16 protein-coding genes and 2 pseudogenes are annotated in these 17,134 nt (G+C 59.6%); 8 read left to right on the forward strand and 10 right to left on the reverse strand.

Features of this window, described 5'->3' with window-relative positions:
- The 7 genes from EN781_RS05790 to EN781_RS05820 form a co-directional block, all read right to left on the reverse strand.
- Nucleotides 1-586, reverse strand: a 586-nt coding sequence (locus EN781_RS05790; protein ID WP_145965450.1) for an NAD(P)/FAD-dependent oxidoreductase, incomplete at its 3' end; no start/stop codon positions are given.
- 10 nt (nt 587-596) lie between these two features.
- Nucleotides 597-1,706: an electron transfer flavoprotein subunit alpha/FixB family protein gene (locus EN781_RS05795; protein WP_091599520.1), complete on the reverse strand. Its 1,110-nt coding sequence runs from the start codon at nt 1,704-1,706 to the stop codon at nt 597-599.
- 16 nt (nt 1,707-1,722) lie between these two features.
- Nucleotides 1,723-2,574: an electron transfer flavoprotein subunit beta/FixA family protein gene (locus tag EN781_RS05800; RefSeq protein WP_126059306.1), complete on the reverse strand. Its 852-nt coding sequence runs from the start codon at nt 2,572-2,574 to the stop codon at nt 1,723-1,725.
- Nucleotides 2,575-2,762: 188 nt separating this feature from the next.
- Nucleotides 2,763-3,140 carry a nitrogenase stabilizing/protective protein NifW gene (gene nifW / locus EN781_RS05805; RefSeq protein ID WP_091599514.1) on the reverse strand — a complete coding sequence of 126 codons (378 nt, stop codon included), beginning with the start codon at nt 3,138-3,140 and terminating at the stop codon, nt 2,763-2,765.
- Between the two features lie 187 nt (nt 3,141-3,327).
- Nucleotides 3,328-4,542, reverse strand: a complete 1,215-nt coding sequence (gene nifS / locus EN781_RS05810; protein WP_127399847.1) for a cysteine desulfurase NifS — start codon at nt 4,540-4,542, stop codon at nt 3,328-3,330.
- 12 nt (nt 4,543-4,554) lie between these two features.
- A complete protein-coding gene (locus EN781_RS34705; RefSeq protein WP_127284186.1) occupies nt 4,555-4,872 on the reverse strand; it encodes a hypothetical protein in 318 nt (105 codons plus the stop codon).
- Nucleotides 4,873-4,889: 17 nt separating this feature from the next.
- A complete protein-coding gene (locus EN781_RS05820) occupies nt 4,890-5,210 on the reverse strand; it encodes an iron-sulfur cluster assembly accessory protein (RefSeq protein WP_091599508.1) in 321 nt (106 codons plus the stop codon).
- Between the two features lie 592 nt (nt 5,211-5,802).
- Here EN781_RS05820 and EN781_RS05825 point away from each other — a divergent pair.
- Nucleotides 5,803-6,861, forward strand: a complete 1,059-nt coding sequence (locus EN781_RS05825; protein WP_091599505.1) for a ChuX/HutX family heme-like substrate-binding protein — start codon at nt 5,803-5,805, stop codon at nt 6,859-6,861.
- Nucleotides 6,862-7,110: 249 nt separating this feature from the next.
- On the opposite strand, the gene EN781_RS05830 is transcribed toward EN781_RS05825, so the two are convergent.
- Nucleotides 7,111-8,343: an MFS transporter gene (locus tag EN781_RS05830; protein WP_091599502.1), complete on the reverse strand. Its 1,233-nt coding sequence runs from the start codon at nt 8,341-8,343 to the stop codon at nt 7,111-7,113.
- Between the two features lie 657 nt (nt 8,344-9,000).
- On the opposite strand from EN781_RS05830, the gene EN781_RS05835 reads away from it, so the two are divergent.
- The 7 genes and pseudogenes from EN781_RS05835 (at nt 9,001) to EN781_RS05860 (ending at nt 15,444) form a co-directional block, all read left to right on the forward strand.
- Entirely contained in the window at nt 9,001-9,315 is a 315-nt protein-coding gene (locus EN781_RS05835) for a hypothetical protein (RefSeq protein ID WP_091599500.1), read from the forward strand.
- 517 nt (nt 9,316-9,832) lie between these two features.
- A complete protein-coding gene (locus tag EN781_RS05840) occupies nt 9,833-11,011 on the forward strand; it encodes a cytochrome P450 (protein WP_164746650.1) in 1,179 nt (392 codons plus the stop codon).
- A gap of 29 nt (nt 11,012-11,040) precedes the next feature.
- Nucleotides 11,041-11,163, forward strand: a pseudogene (locus EN781_RS35150) (ferredoxin); the annotation flags it as partial.
- A gap of 138 nt (nt 11,164-11,301) precedes the next feature.
- Complete coding sequence (locus tag EN781_RS05845) at nt 11,302-11,889, forward strand: nuclear transport factor 2 family protein (protein WP_236378846.1); 588 nt, start codon at nt 11,302-11,304, stop codon at nt 11,887-11,889.
- Nucleotides 11,890-12,037: 148 nt separating this feature from the next.
- A complete protein-coding gene (locus tag EN781_RS05850; protein WP_091599495.1) occupies nt 12,038-13,639 on the forward strand; it encodes an SDR family oxidoreductase in 1,602 nt (533 codons plus the stop codon).
- Between the two features lie 138 nt (nt 13,640-13,777).
- Nucleotides 13,778-14,830 (forward strand): LLM class flavin-dependent oxidoreductase, encoded by a 1,053-nt coding sequence (locus EN781_RS05855; protein WP_091599492.1) that lies wholly within the window; start codon nt 13,778-13,780, stop codon nt 14,828-14,830.
- A 14-nt stretch (nt 14,831-14,844) separates the two neighbouring features.
- The gene (locus EN781_RS05860; RefSeq protein WP_126057643.1) at nt 14,845-15,444 is read left to right on the forward strand and encodes a nitrogen fixation protein NifQ; all 600 of its coding nucleotides are present in this window, start codon (nt 14,845-14,847) and stop codon (nt 15,442-15,444) included.
- Here the strand turns inward: EN781_RS05860 and rpoN are convergent.
- Together rpoN and EN781_RS05870 are read right to left on the reverse strand one after the other, a co-directional pair.
- Nucleotides 15,441-16,874 carry an RNA polymerase factor sigma-54 gene (rpoN, locus tag EN781_RS05865; protein ID WP_091599489.1) on the reverse strand — a complete coding sequence of 478 codons (1,434 nt, stop codon included), beginning with the start codon at nt 16,872-16,874 and terminating at the stop codon, nt 15,441-15,443. The genes EN781_RS05860 and rpoN overlap by 4 nt on opposite strands.
- A 69-nt stretch (nt 16,875-16,943) precedes the next feature.
- Nucleotides 16,944-17,134: pseudogene (locus EN781_RS05870) on the reverse strand (peroxiredoxin); the annotation flags it as partial.

Consider the following 17,134-nt stretch of genomic DNA (forward strand, 5'->3'; position numbering starts at 1 on the left):
CTTCGGGCAAGAAATGCATTTCCTTGACGGCAAGCGCCACGGTCTCCGGCTTCGGCATCTCGCGCAGGCCTGCGCGAGTGCCAAGCAATCCCGACACCCCTTCTGCGAGAACGACCACATTCGCGAAGACCACTCCGCCAGCCCGGTCTGTGCGGACGCCGATCACCTTGCCATTGCCATCACGGACGAGTTCCGTCGCGGTCGTCTCACACAGGACCGTCGCGCCAGCCTCGCGCACCTTGCGGGAAAACCATTTGTCGAACTGGGCGCGGATGATCGTGTAGCGGTTGGGTTTCGCCTCATTGAAGTCGTCCGACCGGTAATGAATTCCGGTGTGAGATGTGTTGTCCATCACCCAAAGTCGCTGTTCGACCAGGTGCCGCTCGAGGGGCGCATCATCCCGGAAGTCCGGGATGATCTTCTCCAGCATGTTCGCGTACATTATGGCGCCCTGGACGTTCTTAGAGCCCGGATATTCCCCGCGCTCCAACTGCAGTACCTTCAGCCCCTGGCTTGCCAAAGTGTAAGCAGCTGCGTTTCCGGACATGCCGGCTCCGACCACAATGGCATCGAATTGTTCAATCATGTCCTCTCCCTCAACTCGCAAGCTTGTCTCGACTGTGCGGCGACAGCCGCCGGGTGAAGGCTTCCGTGAGTGCGGGCAGGAAGCGGATTGCATCCGTGACGATCCCGAGGTGGGCGAACTCGAAAATCGGCGCGTTCGGATCGGTGTTGATCGCGACGATGAGATCGGCCCCCTCGACCCCAACTCGGTGCTGGATGGCGCCGGAAATTCCGGCCGCGATGTAAAGCTTCGGTCGAATGGTCTTGCCAGTTTGGCCAATCTGGCGATCAGCCGGCATCCAGCCCTTCTGGACCAAGGGGCGCGAACAGCCATGCTCGGCGCCGATCGCTCGGGCAAGATTCTTCACAAGCTGAAGGTTCTCCGCCGCACCGAGACCGAGGCCTCCCGCAACCACGACATCCGCATAGGCAAGATTTGCCATTGCCGACTGGTTATCCGGTAGGAAGCCGAGGACTTTGGTGACGATATCGTCCTCAACGAGCGACAGCTTGTGCCGCATGACACGCCCGACCGGCTTATCCACCCGTTGCGGCATAGGCATGACCCTTGGTCGCACCGTCGCCATTTGCGGCCGGTAATTTAGTGTATAGATCGTACACAACAACGAGCCACCAAAAGTCGGACGGGTCGCGGCGAGTGAACCGTCGGAATCTACATCAAGTTCGGTGCAGTCGGCCGTGAGCCCCGTCTGCAGGGTCGTCGCTACCGAGCCCGCAAGATCCCTGCCCAGTGTGGTCGCGCCGAGAAGGAGGATTTCGGGTTTATGGGTATTGACCAGATCCGTGAGCGCCTTGGCGAACGGCTCGTTGCGGTAGTCGGCGAGCGGCGGCGCATCGACGATGTAGACAAGATCCGCCCCGTAAGCGAAGGCCTCGGCAACAGCGTCCTCGACCATCTCGCCCGGCGGTCCCAGCACGACGCCCGCGAGCTGGACTTCAAGCTTGTCGGCTAATTTGCGGCCTTCACCCAGCAGTTCGAATGATACAGGATGCACATTGCCGCGTTCGAGCTCGAGGAAGACCCACACGTGCCGGTAGTCTTTGAAACGGTCGGGAAGTTCTTTCTTTACACCGGCACGGCCGGGGGCAAGGCGAGGGGTAGCTTGGCTTGCGGTCGACATTTTCTGCTCCTGGCCGTCACGTGCCGCTCTTGAAGGCCAACTCATGTTCCAGCGCCGGCCGGCGGGTTAAGATATCGGCGATGAGTTCATCGGCGATGTCCTGCAAGCCCTTTTCCGCGGTGTCGATCTGCGCCGCGCTTTCTGCCCGTGCGGTGGGGGCGAAAACACGCTTGACGACTGTCGGCGAGCCACGCAGACCGCACCGGGTGAGATCGTCAATGCCGGCGTCGGCTGCAGTCCACTTCACGACTTGGCTGCGCGCCGCGCAAAGAGCCTGCTGGAGCGAGCCCCGGCGGATTTCGTTGGTGTCTTCCAGCATGGTAATGAGGCAGGGGAGTCTGCTCTTCAGCAACTGGGTGCCGCCTTCGGCGCGACGCGCGACTTCGATCTCGCGCGTTTTGAGATCGATGGAGGCAATCTTCGCGACGTAGGTAAGTTGCGATAGATTCAGGCGCTTGGCTATGCCTGGTCCGACCTGGGCGGTATCGCCGTCAATCGTCTGCTTGCCGGTGAAGACGATGTCTGGCCTGCCGAAAGTCTCCCCAATTTTTGCGATTGCTTGCGAAAGAGCAAAGGAGGTCGCCAGCGTATCGGATCCGGCAAAATAGCGGTCCGTCAAGAGAACTGCTCGGTCAGCACCGTAACCGAGCGCCTTTCGCAGCGAGTCCTCCGCCATGGGCGGACCCATTGTGAGCACAGTAACCTCGCCACCATGAACGTCGCGCAGTTTGAGCGCTTCTTCGAGGGCGAACAGGTCGTAAGGATTGATGATGGTCGGCACACCCTGACGCATGATCGTGTTCGTCACCGGGTGGACGCGGATCTGGGCCGAATCCGGCACCTGCTTGATGCAGATTACGATGTGCATTGGCGATTTCTCTAAGCTCCCAGTCCGGATGCGTGCTTGGCGGTTCACCTCATTGCCTGCATCGTTCATGCCAAGTCTTCTTCCTGCCTCTATTCCAGAAGGTGGCTTCGTTTGCGTCCGAGGAGGCGTCATGAGGACTGGATTTGTCGACTTCCCGACATTGTCGCGTCGCAGCCGTGTCGGGCTCATTACTTTCCGAACCGCTTCAGTGCAGAGTCGAGCGGGACGAAGGCGCGGCCAGGTGCGGGACATATGTTTGGATCGTGGTCCCTTAGCACCTTGAACACACGTTGCGTGAGCGGCGAGGAAGTCGCGAAATCTTCGTAGGCGCGTTCCAGCTTGGCGCGCACCCGCGCGGCGATTACCTGGTCAGGCAGACCGGAGAAATCTTCTTCGGCAAGGTATTGGCCCACGCGCTTCATGATATGGAGCCGCGAGACATTCATCACTTTCGGGTCGTAGGAGACGCCAAGGCAGGCGAAGAAGTCCTCCGCAGCCGACAGGCCCTTCAGTCGCGCCAGGATATCGGTGGGATCAATCGGGCGGCTGTCAGCGGAGCAGTTCATTGTATTCTCCCGGCGCGAAATTGTGGTGTCGATGCGTTGGTGACATTGCTGACGGCGTGCCGACCTCTGGCACGGCGGCTGGGGCAAGAGACTTGGCGATCTCAAGCTTTTCTGAAGTGGTGAAGGCGACCCCGGGTTGCCTGCTCTCCATTGCGTAGGGTCGTCACGTTGAGGAAGTCCTCACGGCTCATGAGTGGGCGTCGGCTATTGTGCCGCTCGGGCCCGGGCCGGAATGAAGGTGTTCTGCACCTCGCCCGCACAGTCCAGCACTGGGAACGGCACGTAGTTTCTCGATGATCGCAGGCAGGACCTCAAGCACGCGGTCTACGTCATCTTCGCCGTTGTCACGCGACAAGGAGAAGCGGACTGCCCCACATGCCGCGTTCATAGCGATCAGAACATGGCTCGGTTCCATTGAGCCAGAGGCACAGGCGGACCCGGCGGAACAGGCGATTCCCAGCCGGCTGAGGACAATTGGGATTGCATCGCCTTCGATACCTTCGAATCCAATGTTTGCAGTGTTTGGCAATCGCTCCTGCGGATCGCCGTTGATGGATGCGTTTGGGATGCGCTGGATGATCCCGTTCTCAAGGCGGTCGCGCAACCATTTTATTCGTGTTGTCTCGTCCATGAATTTCAAGGCGAGTTCGGCCGCCATGCCCAGTCCGACTATGCCGGGTGTGTTTTCAGTGCCTGCACGCCGGTCGCGCTCTTGGTGGCCACCCTTGATCAGGGAGGAGAAGCGCACGCCACGTCTTACATAAAGCGCGCCTATCCCCTTTGGACCCTGCAGCTTGTGGGCGGAGAGCGACAGCATGTCGATCGCGGTCGATTTCAGCTCAATCGGAAACCTTCCGACCGCCTGCACTGCATCAGTGTGGAAAAGCGCGCCGACTTCCCTGGCTAGGTCGGCAAGCTCAACCACGGGAAAGATCGTACCGGTCTCACTGTTCGCCCACATTATCGAGACGATTGCCACTTGTGGGGTGAGGGCGGTTCTGTAGGCGTCCAGGTCGAGCCGGCCGTGGTGATCGACTGGGATAATGTGCACCTTGACGCCGCGCGTCTTTTCAAGGTGCGCGCACAACTTCAGAACGGCCGGATGTTCAACCGCGGAAGTCACTATTTCCGTTCGACCGGGCATTACCTCGAGCGCCGAAAGGATGGCTGTACTGTCGCTTTCAGTCCCGCCCGAGGTGAAGATGATCTCGTCCTCGAATCCCGCGCCGATGAGGGCTTGCAACTGCCGCCTCGCCTTTCTCACGGCTTCAGCAACCGATGCGCCATAGGCGTGCATGGACGAAGGATTGCCAAATTGCTCCGTAAAGAAAGGCAACATCGCTCCAAGGACTGCAGGATCAACCCGCGTCGTTGCGTTGTTGTCGAGATAGACAGGTCTCATGGGAGTGATCCTTCAACTGCTGAAATGATTCAAGGGTAGGCGGGCCATTGAACCTCTGGCGCATATCGTATCTGGTGAGGTGGGCGGCCGGGCGAGCGATGGCTTGGCTGACCGGTCGCTGCCGACATTGCCATTTGGTGGCGGCATCCGCCGGGAATTCAGCTGTTTCGGGCAATGTTGTTTGCTTGCCCACGGCAACGATCGATGATCGCGATTTGGCACATCACCGAACGCAATTGTTCCGGGCCGACAGTGCGTGTCGGCTGGTTCCAGAGCGCCGGGGGTTACCGGTTTGACGCAGTATTCCTTGGCGTCGCTATAGTCGAACATAGCCTGTTCCCCTGCAATCATTTGCAGGACTTGCCGCAGCTGCACTTCTCCTGCGCATTGGGGTTATCGAAAACAAAGCCGGATGTTTCGAGCCCTGTGACGAAGTCGACGGTCATGCCGGCGGCATGGGGTTGGGAGCCTCTATCCATGAACACCTTGAGCCCATCTCGCTCGATGATCGTATCGCCCTCATGTGAGACGCTCTCCAGGCCCATTGAGTATTGGAAGCCGGCGCAGCCGCCGGCATGGACCATGATGCGAAATCCTTCCGCCGGCTCGCTGGCGCGGTAAAGAGCGGCCTTGATGGCGGCAACAGCGTTGTCGGTGAGCGTAATCATGGCTCGATTTCTCCTCGGTCCGTGACGTTTTCGCGGATCATCTCGCATGAACCGTGCCAAAGGGAAGACGTGTGTAAAAACGGTAGGACATCCCGACGTCTCTATGCTCGATTGCTGGGGAGACGTCCGACAACCGACACTTACTGTCGGGTTTGTCGCGTCCGCGTCACAGGAGGGGCGCCTGAGTTCGCGATGCACTCACGCGTAAAGCAATGAACAGAGCCAAAGATGTTCAGAGCTTGCCGCGGAGCAACTGGCACGACTTTTGAGAGCCTTCGTTGCGGCGGCAAAATTGCCGGCCGATTCACCTTTGGGTTGCCCTCGCAATCGAAGAACGAAGGAAGCAATATGTCGCTCCTCCCTCAGACCCGCCTTGTGTGGGAAAGCAGCACCGCCGGTGGAACCCGAATGCTCGATCGGCCGATTGGCGCCGACCACCCAACAATCGCTCTCTACCGGCGATTGGCCGCTGACCGCCCGGAGACAGGATTCGACTGGCGTGTGCCTGACGATCAATCGCGTCCGCCGTGCACACCCCTGAGGCCCTTTTTTCGACCGATCGTCAAAAGAAGAACGGGGCGGGGTTAAAAACATGGATCAGCGCAAGAAGCGGTCGCCCAACGAAATCCGGCGTGCGTGGGAAGTCTGTCCGAGCATTCCCGCGCGTGATTTCGCCGCCCAATTGGGCATTTCGGAAGCGGAACTGGTCGCGGCCCATTGCGGTTTCGGCGCGGCACGCATCGACCCGCGCGTCAATCACCTGCTGACGGGCCTCGAATTCGTGGGCGAAGTGACGGCGCTGACCCGCAATCAAGGTGCCGTGCACGAAAAGATTGGCGTCTTCAACAAAGTGATAACCGGCAACAATCACGCCATGGTCCTTGGTGACGAATTCGACCTTCGCGTCTTCCCGCAGGCTTGGAGGTATGGTTTCGCTGTTGAAAGGCGCCATCGCGGCGGAATCCAGCGCAGTTTGCAATTCTTCGACGCCGCCGGCGCAGCAGTGCATAAGGTGCATCTCAGGCCGGTCTCCAACCTTCATGCCTATCGAAAGCTGGTGGCCGAGCTCGTATCCGCCAACCAGGAGCCGACCATGTCGCTTAAGGCGAGAGTAGCCGACCTGGGCGCGAGGACTGCGGACCGGGCCGGCACGGTGGACGACCTACGCGAGCACTGGAGCCGGCTGACTGACGTCAACCTTCTGAAGACGCTCAAGCTCAGCCGCTGCCAGGCTTTGCGCATGGTAGGCCAGGATTACGCTTGGCTGCTCGACAATGCTGCAGTTGGCGCCGTGCTCCAGCGTGCGGCCGAAGACGAATTGCCGATCATGTGCTTCGTCGGCAACCGAGGCTCTATCCAGACCCATTCCGGCTTAATCAAGTCGGTCAAGCAGATCGGGCCGTGCATCTATGTGCTGGACGAAACCTTCCGGCTGCATCTCAGGAGCCACCAAATCCGTGAGGTTTGGGCCGTGCGCAAGCCGACCAATGACAGTCACGTCACCTCGCTCGAAGCATATGGGTCCGACGGCAAGATGATCATCCAGTTGTTCGGTGCGCGCAAGGAAGGCGAACGCGAGCGCGACGACTGGCGGGTTCTGGCGGAAAACCTGCCGCGTTTCCCCGACAGCTACATGAGAACAGCTACATGAGAAAGACCGATCGTTGTCGGTGGGACGCCGGCGCCCATCTGCCTCCGCAGCGAGTAGCCGGGCATTGAAGCCGAGATCGGGAACACGATGACGCAATAAGCGCGCTGTATTGTCATAACGCGATGAGCAGGTAGCAATTTGGCGCTGCCCCATCGAAGGCATGGTTACGACGAAGCCGCGGCCTTTGGCCGAGCTCAGAGGTGACAATAGCGTTAACGCCACCGACCGTCGTCACTCCCCACCAGGCGGTCAGCTGTTGCGGTTCGGGCCGAGCAGAAATACTGTCAAGACAGCGAGGAACGTGGCAACCGCGCTGTAGAGAAAGACACTGGCAATGCCCGTGTGATCCACCAATAGGCCACCGAAAGTTGTGCCGGCTGCGATCGCCACTTGGAAGGCTATGACCATCAGTACACCAGCGCTCTCGGCCTGTTTCGGAGCGGCGCGCAGCACCATCCAGGTCTGCAATCCGACCGGGACCGCGCCAAAAGCAAAGCCCCATACGGCAACTGCAATTGCCGAGGTCAAGGCCGATGCTCCCATAGTCAGGAGCGAGACAGCGGCTACGGCAATGAGCAGGGGCGGCAGGGCCGCGACTGCCTTGAGACTGTGTTTGGTGAGGAATGCGCCCGCTAAATTGCCGAAGACGCCGGCCGTGCCAGAAGCAAGGAACACGAGCGGGATCGACTTCTTGTCGAGCGGAGGAACGCTCTCGAGAAAGTCGCGGATGTAGGCGAAGCTGGCAAAATGGCCGGAAGCGACCAATAGCACGACTAGGACCGCAACCTTCATCGTCGGATTCTTCGCGACATCCAGCGGACTGCGGAATCTGCGCACTTCGATCGGAGGCAGTGGCGGAATGGTTACGAGTTGCACGAGCAGCGCAACGGCACTCACGATTGCGGCGACCTTGAACGAGGCTCGCCATCCCCAAATGTCACCGACATAAGCGCCGATTGGAGCCGCGCAGACGGAGGCGACAGAAACGCCGGTGAGGATGATCGACATGGCGCGCGGCATGAGGTGACTTGGAACCAGCCGCATTGCCAACGCTGCCGAAATTGACCAAAAACCACCGAGCGATATGCCGAGGACGACGCGTGCCGCCAGCAACACCGGCAGCGACCCCGCAACCTCCGCCAGAACGTTCGACAGGATCAGCAGCAGCGTCATCGCCCAGATGACGACCCTGCGGTCCAGACGCTTTGTCACGATGGCCATTGTCGGTGCCGAGATCGCCGCGACGATTGCGGTCGCTGTTAGCGCCTGTCCAGCCGTGCCCGTGCTGATACCGAGATCATGCGCGAGCGGTGTCAGAACGCTGGCGGGCAGAAACTCTGCCGTCACAAGCCCGAAGGTGCCGAAGGAAAGCGAAATGATCGCACCCCATGCGGGGCCAGACCGTTGATAGGGACTTTCTGGGTCAAGCCGATCTCGGTCGAACAGAGCCGCGTCCACTAAATCTGTCGCCGATTCGGTCATGAATGAGTTCTCCAGCTAGGAGCTGTTGCAGCAGGGGTGGCTATATCGCCGGGGATCAAAGCCGCTAGACCTTCCGGCGGCGGCCAGTCGGCCTCAGTCGAGGCCTCGGCGCCCACGCATCCGAGGCCTCATCGGAGGGCCGACGGACACAACCGTCGACAATGCGGGAGAGTTCTCGGCGCGGTCGCATCGATCGCATCCGTCGAAGTGCGGCCTGTTCACTGCGAACCAAGCAAGCCGAACGCGGTGTCCTCGATCGAGGCCTTGATGGGGGGATGATCGACGATCTCTATATTGCTTTGAAGCAGGAAGTTCCGTCGCCATATGCGGTTATCCTGGCAGCCAGAATTGAGCGGTCGTCGCAAGCACCAAGGCGGTCGCAATGAGTGCAACGAGGCGGAAGTCTGATCGATGGCTGCGGTTCGATGGCCGCGCGATCGACAGAATTGAGGTGATGAGTTATCCCTTTTGAAGCCGTTGCTCCCAATTCTGGGATAAGGTAATTGCAGGCGGTCCCAGCAACGTCGGGCGGCCTTTTTGGTGATTGAATTCATGGGACGACACTCTCGGTCCGTGACGCGTCTGCGAATGACTGCGCAAGTACCGTGCCATCAACGACAAATCTGGCTCTGCTGAGCGGGTGGTGGAGGCACGAGCGTGGGCTATCCCAAGAGCTTGCCGCAAGGTTGTTCGAAGTTGAGGTGCCGGATAGGCCGCAAATATGTCGGGCGGCCTGGGGTTCGCCAACACGAAGATGCGCAAGTTCAAAAGGACGAGCTGAACCCTTGCCGATATCCGTCCGAGGCTGATCTGGAGAAGGTCAAGAACTGCGTCTTGAAGGCTTTCCGCCGCACCGGCAAATGCGAAGCCAAGGTGCTGGGCAAGATGGACAGGGCCACACAACCCCTCGACTGGACGCTCATTAACGGCATCGGTGTGGCTCTGGTAGCTGGCGAGAAAACGCCGTGCTGAAAGACGAAAGCTCGTGTGGCCGGCTCTGAAGGAGGGCCAATGAGGCAGGCGAGGAGAGGCTATAGCCCATTCTTGTAGACTGACCTTGTCCCACGGAGGCGGCTAACCACCCCGCCAGACATCATCGAGGGGAGCGCCACTAGGCTCACGAACAAGTGTTGGTCATTTCCACCTGGGTGACCTCGGCCAAGTCACCAAACCGCTTAGCGCAACCTTTCGAACTGGATGCTCCCCGGGCACATGATCGGCTAGCGATCCCACCAATTGAGTTGCTCCAAGTCGGTGTCTAGCTTTCTACATTCTGTGTCCGACGCTGGACAAGAATGTTGCAATCCCGACCAGTAAGTCAGCACAGGCGCCACCTGTTGCCCAGCAAACGGCAAGGATTATCGAAAGACGAATTCGGCACGGAGCTTGCACCAACGATTGCATGCAAATGCCGACAGCATCTCATGAACGGTCTCTCGATTCTGGCGCGGTTAAATCGCGGCCGGTTCCAGATCATGTCCCGCCCGAAATGGTGAGGGACTTCAGCCTGTTTACGTCGCCCGGCATGTTGCCGACGGCCAACGGGGATCCGCATGCAGCGGTTGCTTGCGTTCATGCCGGGCCTCCGATCTTTTATTCAACCAGCAACACGCGCGACGGTCGGGGTACCTGGGTCATCACTCGCGCGAGCGACCAGCGCCGGGTGCTGCAGGACACCGAAACGTTTTCCAGCCATCGCAGCATCTTCGCCTCTGTGCTCGGCGAGAGCTGGCCGATGATCCCGCTTGAGCTCGATCCGCCATTCCACGGTGTTTTTCGCTCACTGCTCAATCCGCTGCTTTCGCCAAAGCGGGTAATGGCATTGGAGCCGGCTGTCCGGGAACGAGCGATCAAGCTGATCGACAGGATCGCCGCATCAGGCACGAGCTGCGACATCATGAAGGATTTTGCAGTTCCGTTCGCGGTCAATATCTTCCTTCGCTTTATTGGGCTTTCGGACGACGGACTAGAAACATTTGTCGGCTGGGCTAGAGATCTGCTCCACGGCGATAAGGAGCAACGACCACCCGCAGCCCGGACGATCGTGGCCTTCATCGACGAACTTGCCACCGAGCGCCGCAAGGAGCCGGTCGATGATTTCATGACCTTCATCGTGAAGGCAAAGGTCGAGGGCCGTCTGCTCAGTGACGAAGAAGTCCGTGGCATCGGCGTGCTTGTGTTCGTCGCGGGGCTCGACACGGTCTCAGCAGCCATATGCTTCGACTTGGCCCATCTCGCGCGCAACCCCAAAGATCAGGAATTGCTACGAAGCGAACCGGACCGGATTGCCGTCGCCGCGGAAGAATTGCTGCGCGCCTATTCGACCATTCAGATGATCCGAGTGGCAACGAAGGATGTCGACTTCAAAGGCGCGCCGATCCGCAAGGGAGACTATGTTTCCTGTGCCACGATGATTGCCAATCGTGACCCGGCGGAATTCGAATACCCGAATGAGATCGATCTGGCGCGCGAGGACAACCGGCACGCTGCCTTTGGCTATGGTCCCCATCGTTGTCTTGGCTCACACCTTGCCCGGCGGGAGATTGTCATTGGCCTGGAGGAGTGGCTGGCGCGCATCCCAGCCTTTCGGATCAAGACAGGGACTGAACCCATCACCTTCGGCGGCCATGTGTTCGGGATCGAGAATCTGATCCTGGACTGGTCCTGAAGTTTCCGCCAACGACATTGGAGTTCGCTATGCGTGTCATCGTACACAAAGCCAGATGCCAGGGTCATGCGCGCTGCTTGGCGCGGGCGCCGAGAGTCTTCAAGCTTGATGACGACGGCTACATCTTGCCCGGTGATATTGATGTTGCCGATGGGGAGCAACTGCTTGCCTCACAAGGGGTAAGAGCCTGCCCCGAACAAGCTCTGGAAGTTGACGAGCCCCCCGCTAACTCAATTGTAGAGAGAGACACACGCAAAGTGCAGACTGGCGTCGGGAAGGACAAAACAATCATACAATTCGCGACAGAACCTGTCGACCACGCGAAAATTACCGAACTGCGTGACCGAGAGGCGATCCGCAACTGCCTGTATCGGTACTGCCGCGGGATAGACCGCGCCGATGAGGCGGCGCTGCGTAGCGCATACTGGCCCGAAGCGTATGACAGGCACGGTCCCTATTGCGGACCGGCAGAGGACTTCATCCAATTTGCTCTCGGTCTGCCGGGGCAGCGTAACATCCATCAAATCACGAACAGCCTGATCGACTTCATCAGTTCAGCAGAGGCCGCGGTCGAGAGCTATTTCACCGCGCTGCAACGCGGACCGGATACAGACCAAGAAATACGTCAGACGCTGCTTTGCGGCCGTTACTGCGATCTGTTTCAGAAGAGGCAGGACGAGTGGCGAATTGCGGAACGGACAGTCGTCTACGATTGGGTTGAGGAGCAAATCCCGCCAGCGATTCTTGAGGCAGATAGGTTCGGCCGGCGACAGCCGATTGGAGCACCACATCCAGACGATCCCATCTACCAGCTGCTCAAGCGTCACATCCCCACCGACCAAGATGGCGTCGAGGGTCCCCAACTGGGAGCTGCATAAGTGGGTAGAAATGGAGGATGAGCGCCTTGCGGGATTGAGATCTGTGTGGGGCCGCAACTGGCGGTCACTGCAACGATTTGGCTCGACCCTTCATTCCGCCCAAGGTCGATGGGCTGAGATCACAAGCGGTCATCGTGGAGAAGCTCTCGTGAAACTGGCAGCACGCACCGTAATCATCACAGGCGCCGCGGGCGGGATCGGCCGTGCCCTGGTCGATATCCTTGCCGCGGACGGAGACACTGTAGTTGCGGTGGACCTTCCGGGCAGTGGTGTGGTTGAACTGGCTCGGGATCTCGGGTCGCCGCACGTCGGTCTGGAGTGCGATGTGTCGCGAGAGAAGGACATGCTCTCACTTTTCGGCCAGGTCGAAGCACGGTTCGCGCAAATCGATGTCCTCATCAACAATGCGGCGGTTGGACCCACGATGGATAGGATCATCGACACCGCTGTCGATACCTTCCGACGCGGCGTGACAGTGAACCTTATTGGGCCATTCGTTATGGCCCGGGAAGCGGCGCGGCGCATGAGGCCGGGCGGTGCGATCGTCAATGTGGCTTCGATGGCGGGCGTGGTCGGCAATCCCAGGCGCAACGCCTACGCAGCCTCGAAAGCTGGCGTGATCTCGTTGACAAAGTCCCTTGCGTGCGAGTGGGCTATGCGAGGAATCCGCGTCACGGCGGTGGCGCCGGGCTCCGTCCGCACCCCAATGGTCACAGAACTGGCACGCGCTGGCAAAATGGACCTCGCGGCGATACGCCGCCGCGTGCCGATGGGGCGCTTGGCTCGCCCCGACGAGATCGCCAGGGTCGTGCGTTTTCTGAGCAGCACGCAGGCGCGCTACATCACCGGCTCGGTGCTGGCAGTCGACGGAGGCTGGATGTCATTCAACCAGCCGGGGGATGCTCACCCGCCGGTGGATAGTGCGCTCCAAGCCGAGCTCTCCTGTCCGGCCGAATGCACAGATGCGCGAATCGTGCTCGTCACCGGTGGCGCAAAAAGCATTGGCGCGGCCGTCGCTCGCCGCTTTGCCGCGAACGGCGACACCGTCGTGATTGCTGATAAAGATGGCACTGCAGCGGCAGAGCTGGCTACATCGCTCCCCGGCAAGCATCTGGCGAAATCGCTGGACGTGGCCGTCGAGAGCGATGTGGTGTCGATGTTCGAAGAGCTGAGGCGACGCTTCGGGTATATCGATGTTCTGGTCAATAGTGCTGATACCGCCGACAGGATTGTGCCTGCGATCGAGCAACTGTCGAAACAGCTCGAACACGTCCTGGATGTCAACCTTACCGGCGCCTTCACCTGCGCGCGCGAAGCGATCAAGGCTATGCGCCCGGGCGGCGTGATCCTCAATCTCGGGTCGATCGACAGCTTTCTGCCGTTCGCGCCGCGCCATGCCTACGGCGCCTCCAAGGCGGGGATGGATATGCTGACCCGTTGCATGGCGGCCGAACTCGGCCCGGTCGGAATTCGGACAGCCACCGTCGCTCCTGGCCACATCCGCACGCCCGCACTTGCTCAGTTGGCCAAAGCCGGCCGCATCGACCTGGCAGCAATCGGACGACGCATCCCCATGGGCAGGATGGGACGGCCAGAAGACGTCGCAGATGCATCGTTCTTCCTTGCTTCGTCTGACGCCTCATACATCAACGGCTCGATCCTCTACGTGGACGGCGGCTGGACCTCGTTCGGTGATGCGGGAAACGCCAGCGAACTCTATGACGAATGTTTTGCGGAGGCCGCAGGTTAATTGCCAGGCATTCGCAGGGCGACCGGCCGAGCATTATGAAGCCTCGGCTCCACGACGCACCCGAGGTGCTTGAGATCCAAGCATGCGCATGCCGAGCACATTCCCGGTCGGCTGACGTGTCTATAACGAGGAGAAATCATGGAATTTGCCACTTTCATTCTGGCCGCCCAGCGTGGCTATCACCAATCCTCAGAAAGCGTCATCCGCAACTCCATCGAACAGGCCGTCGCTTCGGAGCAGGCTGGGTTCAACACCGCGTGGTTTGCTGAGCACCACTTCAACAATTACAGCCTCATACCATCCCCGCTGATGATGGTGGCGCACTGCGCCGGCTTGACAAGCACGATTCGCCTGGGCACTGCCGTCTGCGTGCTGCCGCTTTACCAACCGCAGCGCCTGCTGTCCGAGATCGGCTTCGCCGACATCGTTGCGAACGGCCGTCTCGAGCTCGGCGTAGGCTTGGGATACCAGCAGTTCGAGTTCGAACGGTTCGGCGTGGACATCGATGAGGCGCCGGCCGTCTTTTCGGAATACCTGGACATCATTCTCAAGGGCCTCAACCAAAACGTCTTCGAACACGACGGCCAGTATGAGAAGATCCCCCCAACAGCGATTTCGGTCCGCACAGTCCAGCAGCCGACGCCGCCTATCTGGATCGCTGGCGGAGCCGCACGGATGGCTCGGGCCTACCGCGAGGGGCACAATTTTTTTGTCACAGCCTTCCACGACGGCTTAGAGACTTTGACCACACTGCGTGAATCAGTCGAGAGGGCGGCGGCATCCGAGGAAAAGAACGTCACCGACGTCAAGATATCGCTGCTGCGCTGCTGCTATGCCAGCCACGACGAGTTGGAGATCAACAGCTATCTCGACAATGCCCGCTTCCAGCGCCGGCTTTCTGAAGCCCTGCATCAGCGCCGCCAACAGAGCCACGATGGCTACCTGCTGCAGGAGACACCGACCCAGCAGGATCTGTCCTTCGAGACCATGCGCAAAAATTTGCCGATTGGCAGCGTAAATCGCGTGATTGATCGCCTGCTGGAAGAGATCGATGTCTTGAAACCGGACCAGATCGCAGTTCAGACTCAATTGGGCGACTTCGACCAAAAGACGATGCTGCGCCAGATCGAGCTCTGGGGCGACAAGATCATCCCTGCGGTCAACAAGGCGCTTTGTCATGCCGGAAGCTGAAGCCGGCCGTTACGATGATGGCTGCCTATCCACGCGCGCAATGGCGTGGGTCCGAGCTAGGGAGGAGCTTCGATCAGCATGTGCTGCCCTGCGTGCTTTCGCGTTCGCTTGAGGAGGTCCAGGCGGGCGAGGTGTTGGCGACGGAGGGGACAGGCCTTTCGTCTGTCGAATTGCGTGATGTCTTGGCCGCAACTTTCCCGTCTACCTCCAGCAGCGTATTCGCTTTGGAGGAGTTGAGCGAGCCCGAGCCGGAACTGGAAGAGGAGCTGCTGCGCCGGCTGCTGCTAGCGCATGCTGCGCCGGGCGACCCGGCGAGCGCCCGCTTGGCCAAGATCATCGCCCGGCGTGCGATGCGCACGGACCATCTTTGGCGGGATCTTGGCCTCTCAAATCGCGCTGAGCTCAGCCGCCTGCTTGCCAGACATTTTCCCGCGCTGGCGGCAGGCAACACAGAAAACATGAAATGGAAAAAGTACTTTTACCGCAAGCTGTGTGAGGCCGAAGGCTTTTCGTCATGCACTGCACCCAGTTGTCGGGAATGCCATGACTTCGAAAGCTGCTTCGGCCCGGAGGAAGTTGAGAGTCGCCTCTCGCCGACCAGGAATGCCGGTTAGTCACTTCGCTTGATCGCAGCTGCGGACAACCGCTTATCACGGCGCCGTAGTATGGAGGAAGGGATGTTCATCGCCTCGCGATATTTGGTGACGGTACGGCGAGCGACATTGATGCCGGTCTGCTTGAGCTGAGCAACGATGTCTTCGTCGGAAAGTACCTTGTCGAGCGATTCTTCGGCGATGATTGCCTTGATCCGATGGCGGACAGATTTGGCGGAGTGCGCGTCGCCGCCCTCGCAGGATGCGATTGTCGCTGTGAAAAAATACTTCAGCTCGAACACCCCGCGCGGAGTTAACATGTACCTGTTCGAAGCCACCCGGCTTACCGTCGACTGGTGCATTTTGATCCCGTCAGCGACATTTTTGAGACAGAGAGGCCGCAGATGGGCGACGCCGTGTGTAAAAAAGGCATCCTGCTGGCGCACGATTTCGGTCGCAACCTTAAGGATCGTCTTAGCGCGCTGCTCGAGACAGCTGATCAGCCAGTTCCCTTTTTCCTGGCAATGGTCGAGAAACGCTTTGCCTTCCGGATTTTGATTGGTCAGCTGCGAGATTTCGGCGACATAGGTGTGGTTGATCAACACTTTGGGCAGCGTGGCCGGATCAAGCTCCACCCGCCATCCACCTTCGGACTTGGGCATTACCCAGACGTCCGGTACGATGGTTTCCGGCGTCCCGGACTGGAACCGGTCTCCAGGCTTGGGATCGAGCGCGCGGATTTCGTTCCTCATGTCGAGGAGATCCTCCTCGTCGACTCCGCAACGCTGCTTCAATCCCTGAAAATCCCCCCGTGCAAGCATCTCGAGATTGGCGACCAAAGCTGCCATAGCCGGGTCGAACCGGTCTTGCTGGCGCAGCTGAATCTCCAGGCATTCGCTGAGAGTTCGCGCAAAAATCCCCGGCGGATCAAATTGCTGCAAGATTCCGATGACCCGTTCCACATCAGCTTGCCGAACGTTTAACCTCCCGGCCAGATCGAAAAGGTTTACCTGAAGATAGCCAGTGTCCTCCAGATGGGCGGCGAGCTGTCCGGCAATCAGCCGCTCCTGCGGGGTGAACGGGGTGAGGGCGACCTGGCGGGCGACATGGTCGTGCAATGTTTCGGTGTGGGCGGTAAACTCCTCGACGGCAGGTCGATCGTTGCCGCTACTGCGTTGCGACTTCCATTGCCCGCGCCCGCCAGACGGCCCGCCAATGGGCGATTCGCCGATTTCGCTTCTGCTTTGACTGCTCCGCTGATCCACCCCTGACAGCGGCGAAACGTCGTCAAACGGGTCAGGCTTCAAAACGGGGTTCTTCTCGAGTGCCTGCTCCACGAGCTGATGGAGTTCAGTATGCGTCAATCGCAGCAAGCGAATAGCTTCAATGGCTTGAGGCGATAAGACCATACGTTGCTTCTGGCGTTGAAGCAGGCTTGCTGAGAGATGCATGTTGAACCGGTAATCTGCCGAGGAGGCTCTAGTGTGTGCTGGGGTTGTGTGAGACTTGCCACTTCTGGGTCATGCCGCCGCCTTCAGTTTGTCGAGAACGTTTTGCGGGGATGAAACGCCATAGGGGTCCGTCTCGCAGTTGTCACAGAAGCCTTCCTCCTCGAACCACTGCTCCACCACGCCATCGTCGATCAGAGCGGCGTATCGCCAGGAGCGCATGCCAAAGCCCAGATTGTCCTTCGCGACCAGCATGCCCATCT

The sequence above is a fragment of the Mesorhizobium sp. M4A.F.Ca.ET.090.04.2.1 genome, from assembly GCF_003999085.1.
Classification (GTDB): domain Bacteria; phylum Pseudomonadota; class Alphaproteobacteria; order Rhizobiales; family Rhizobiaceae; genus Mesorhizobium.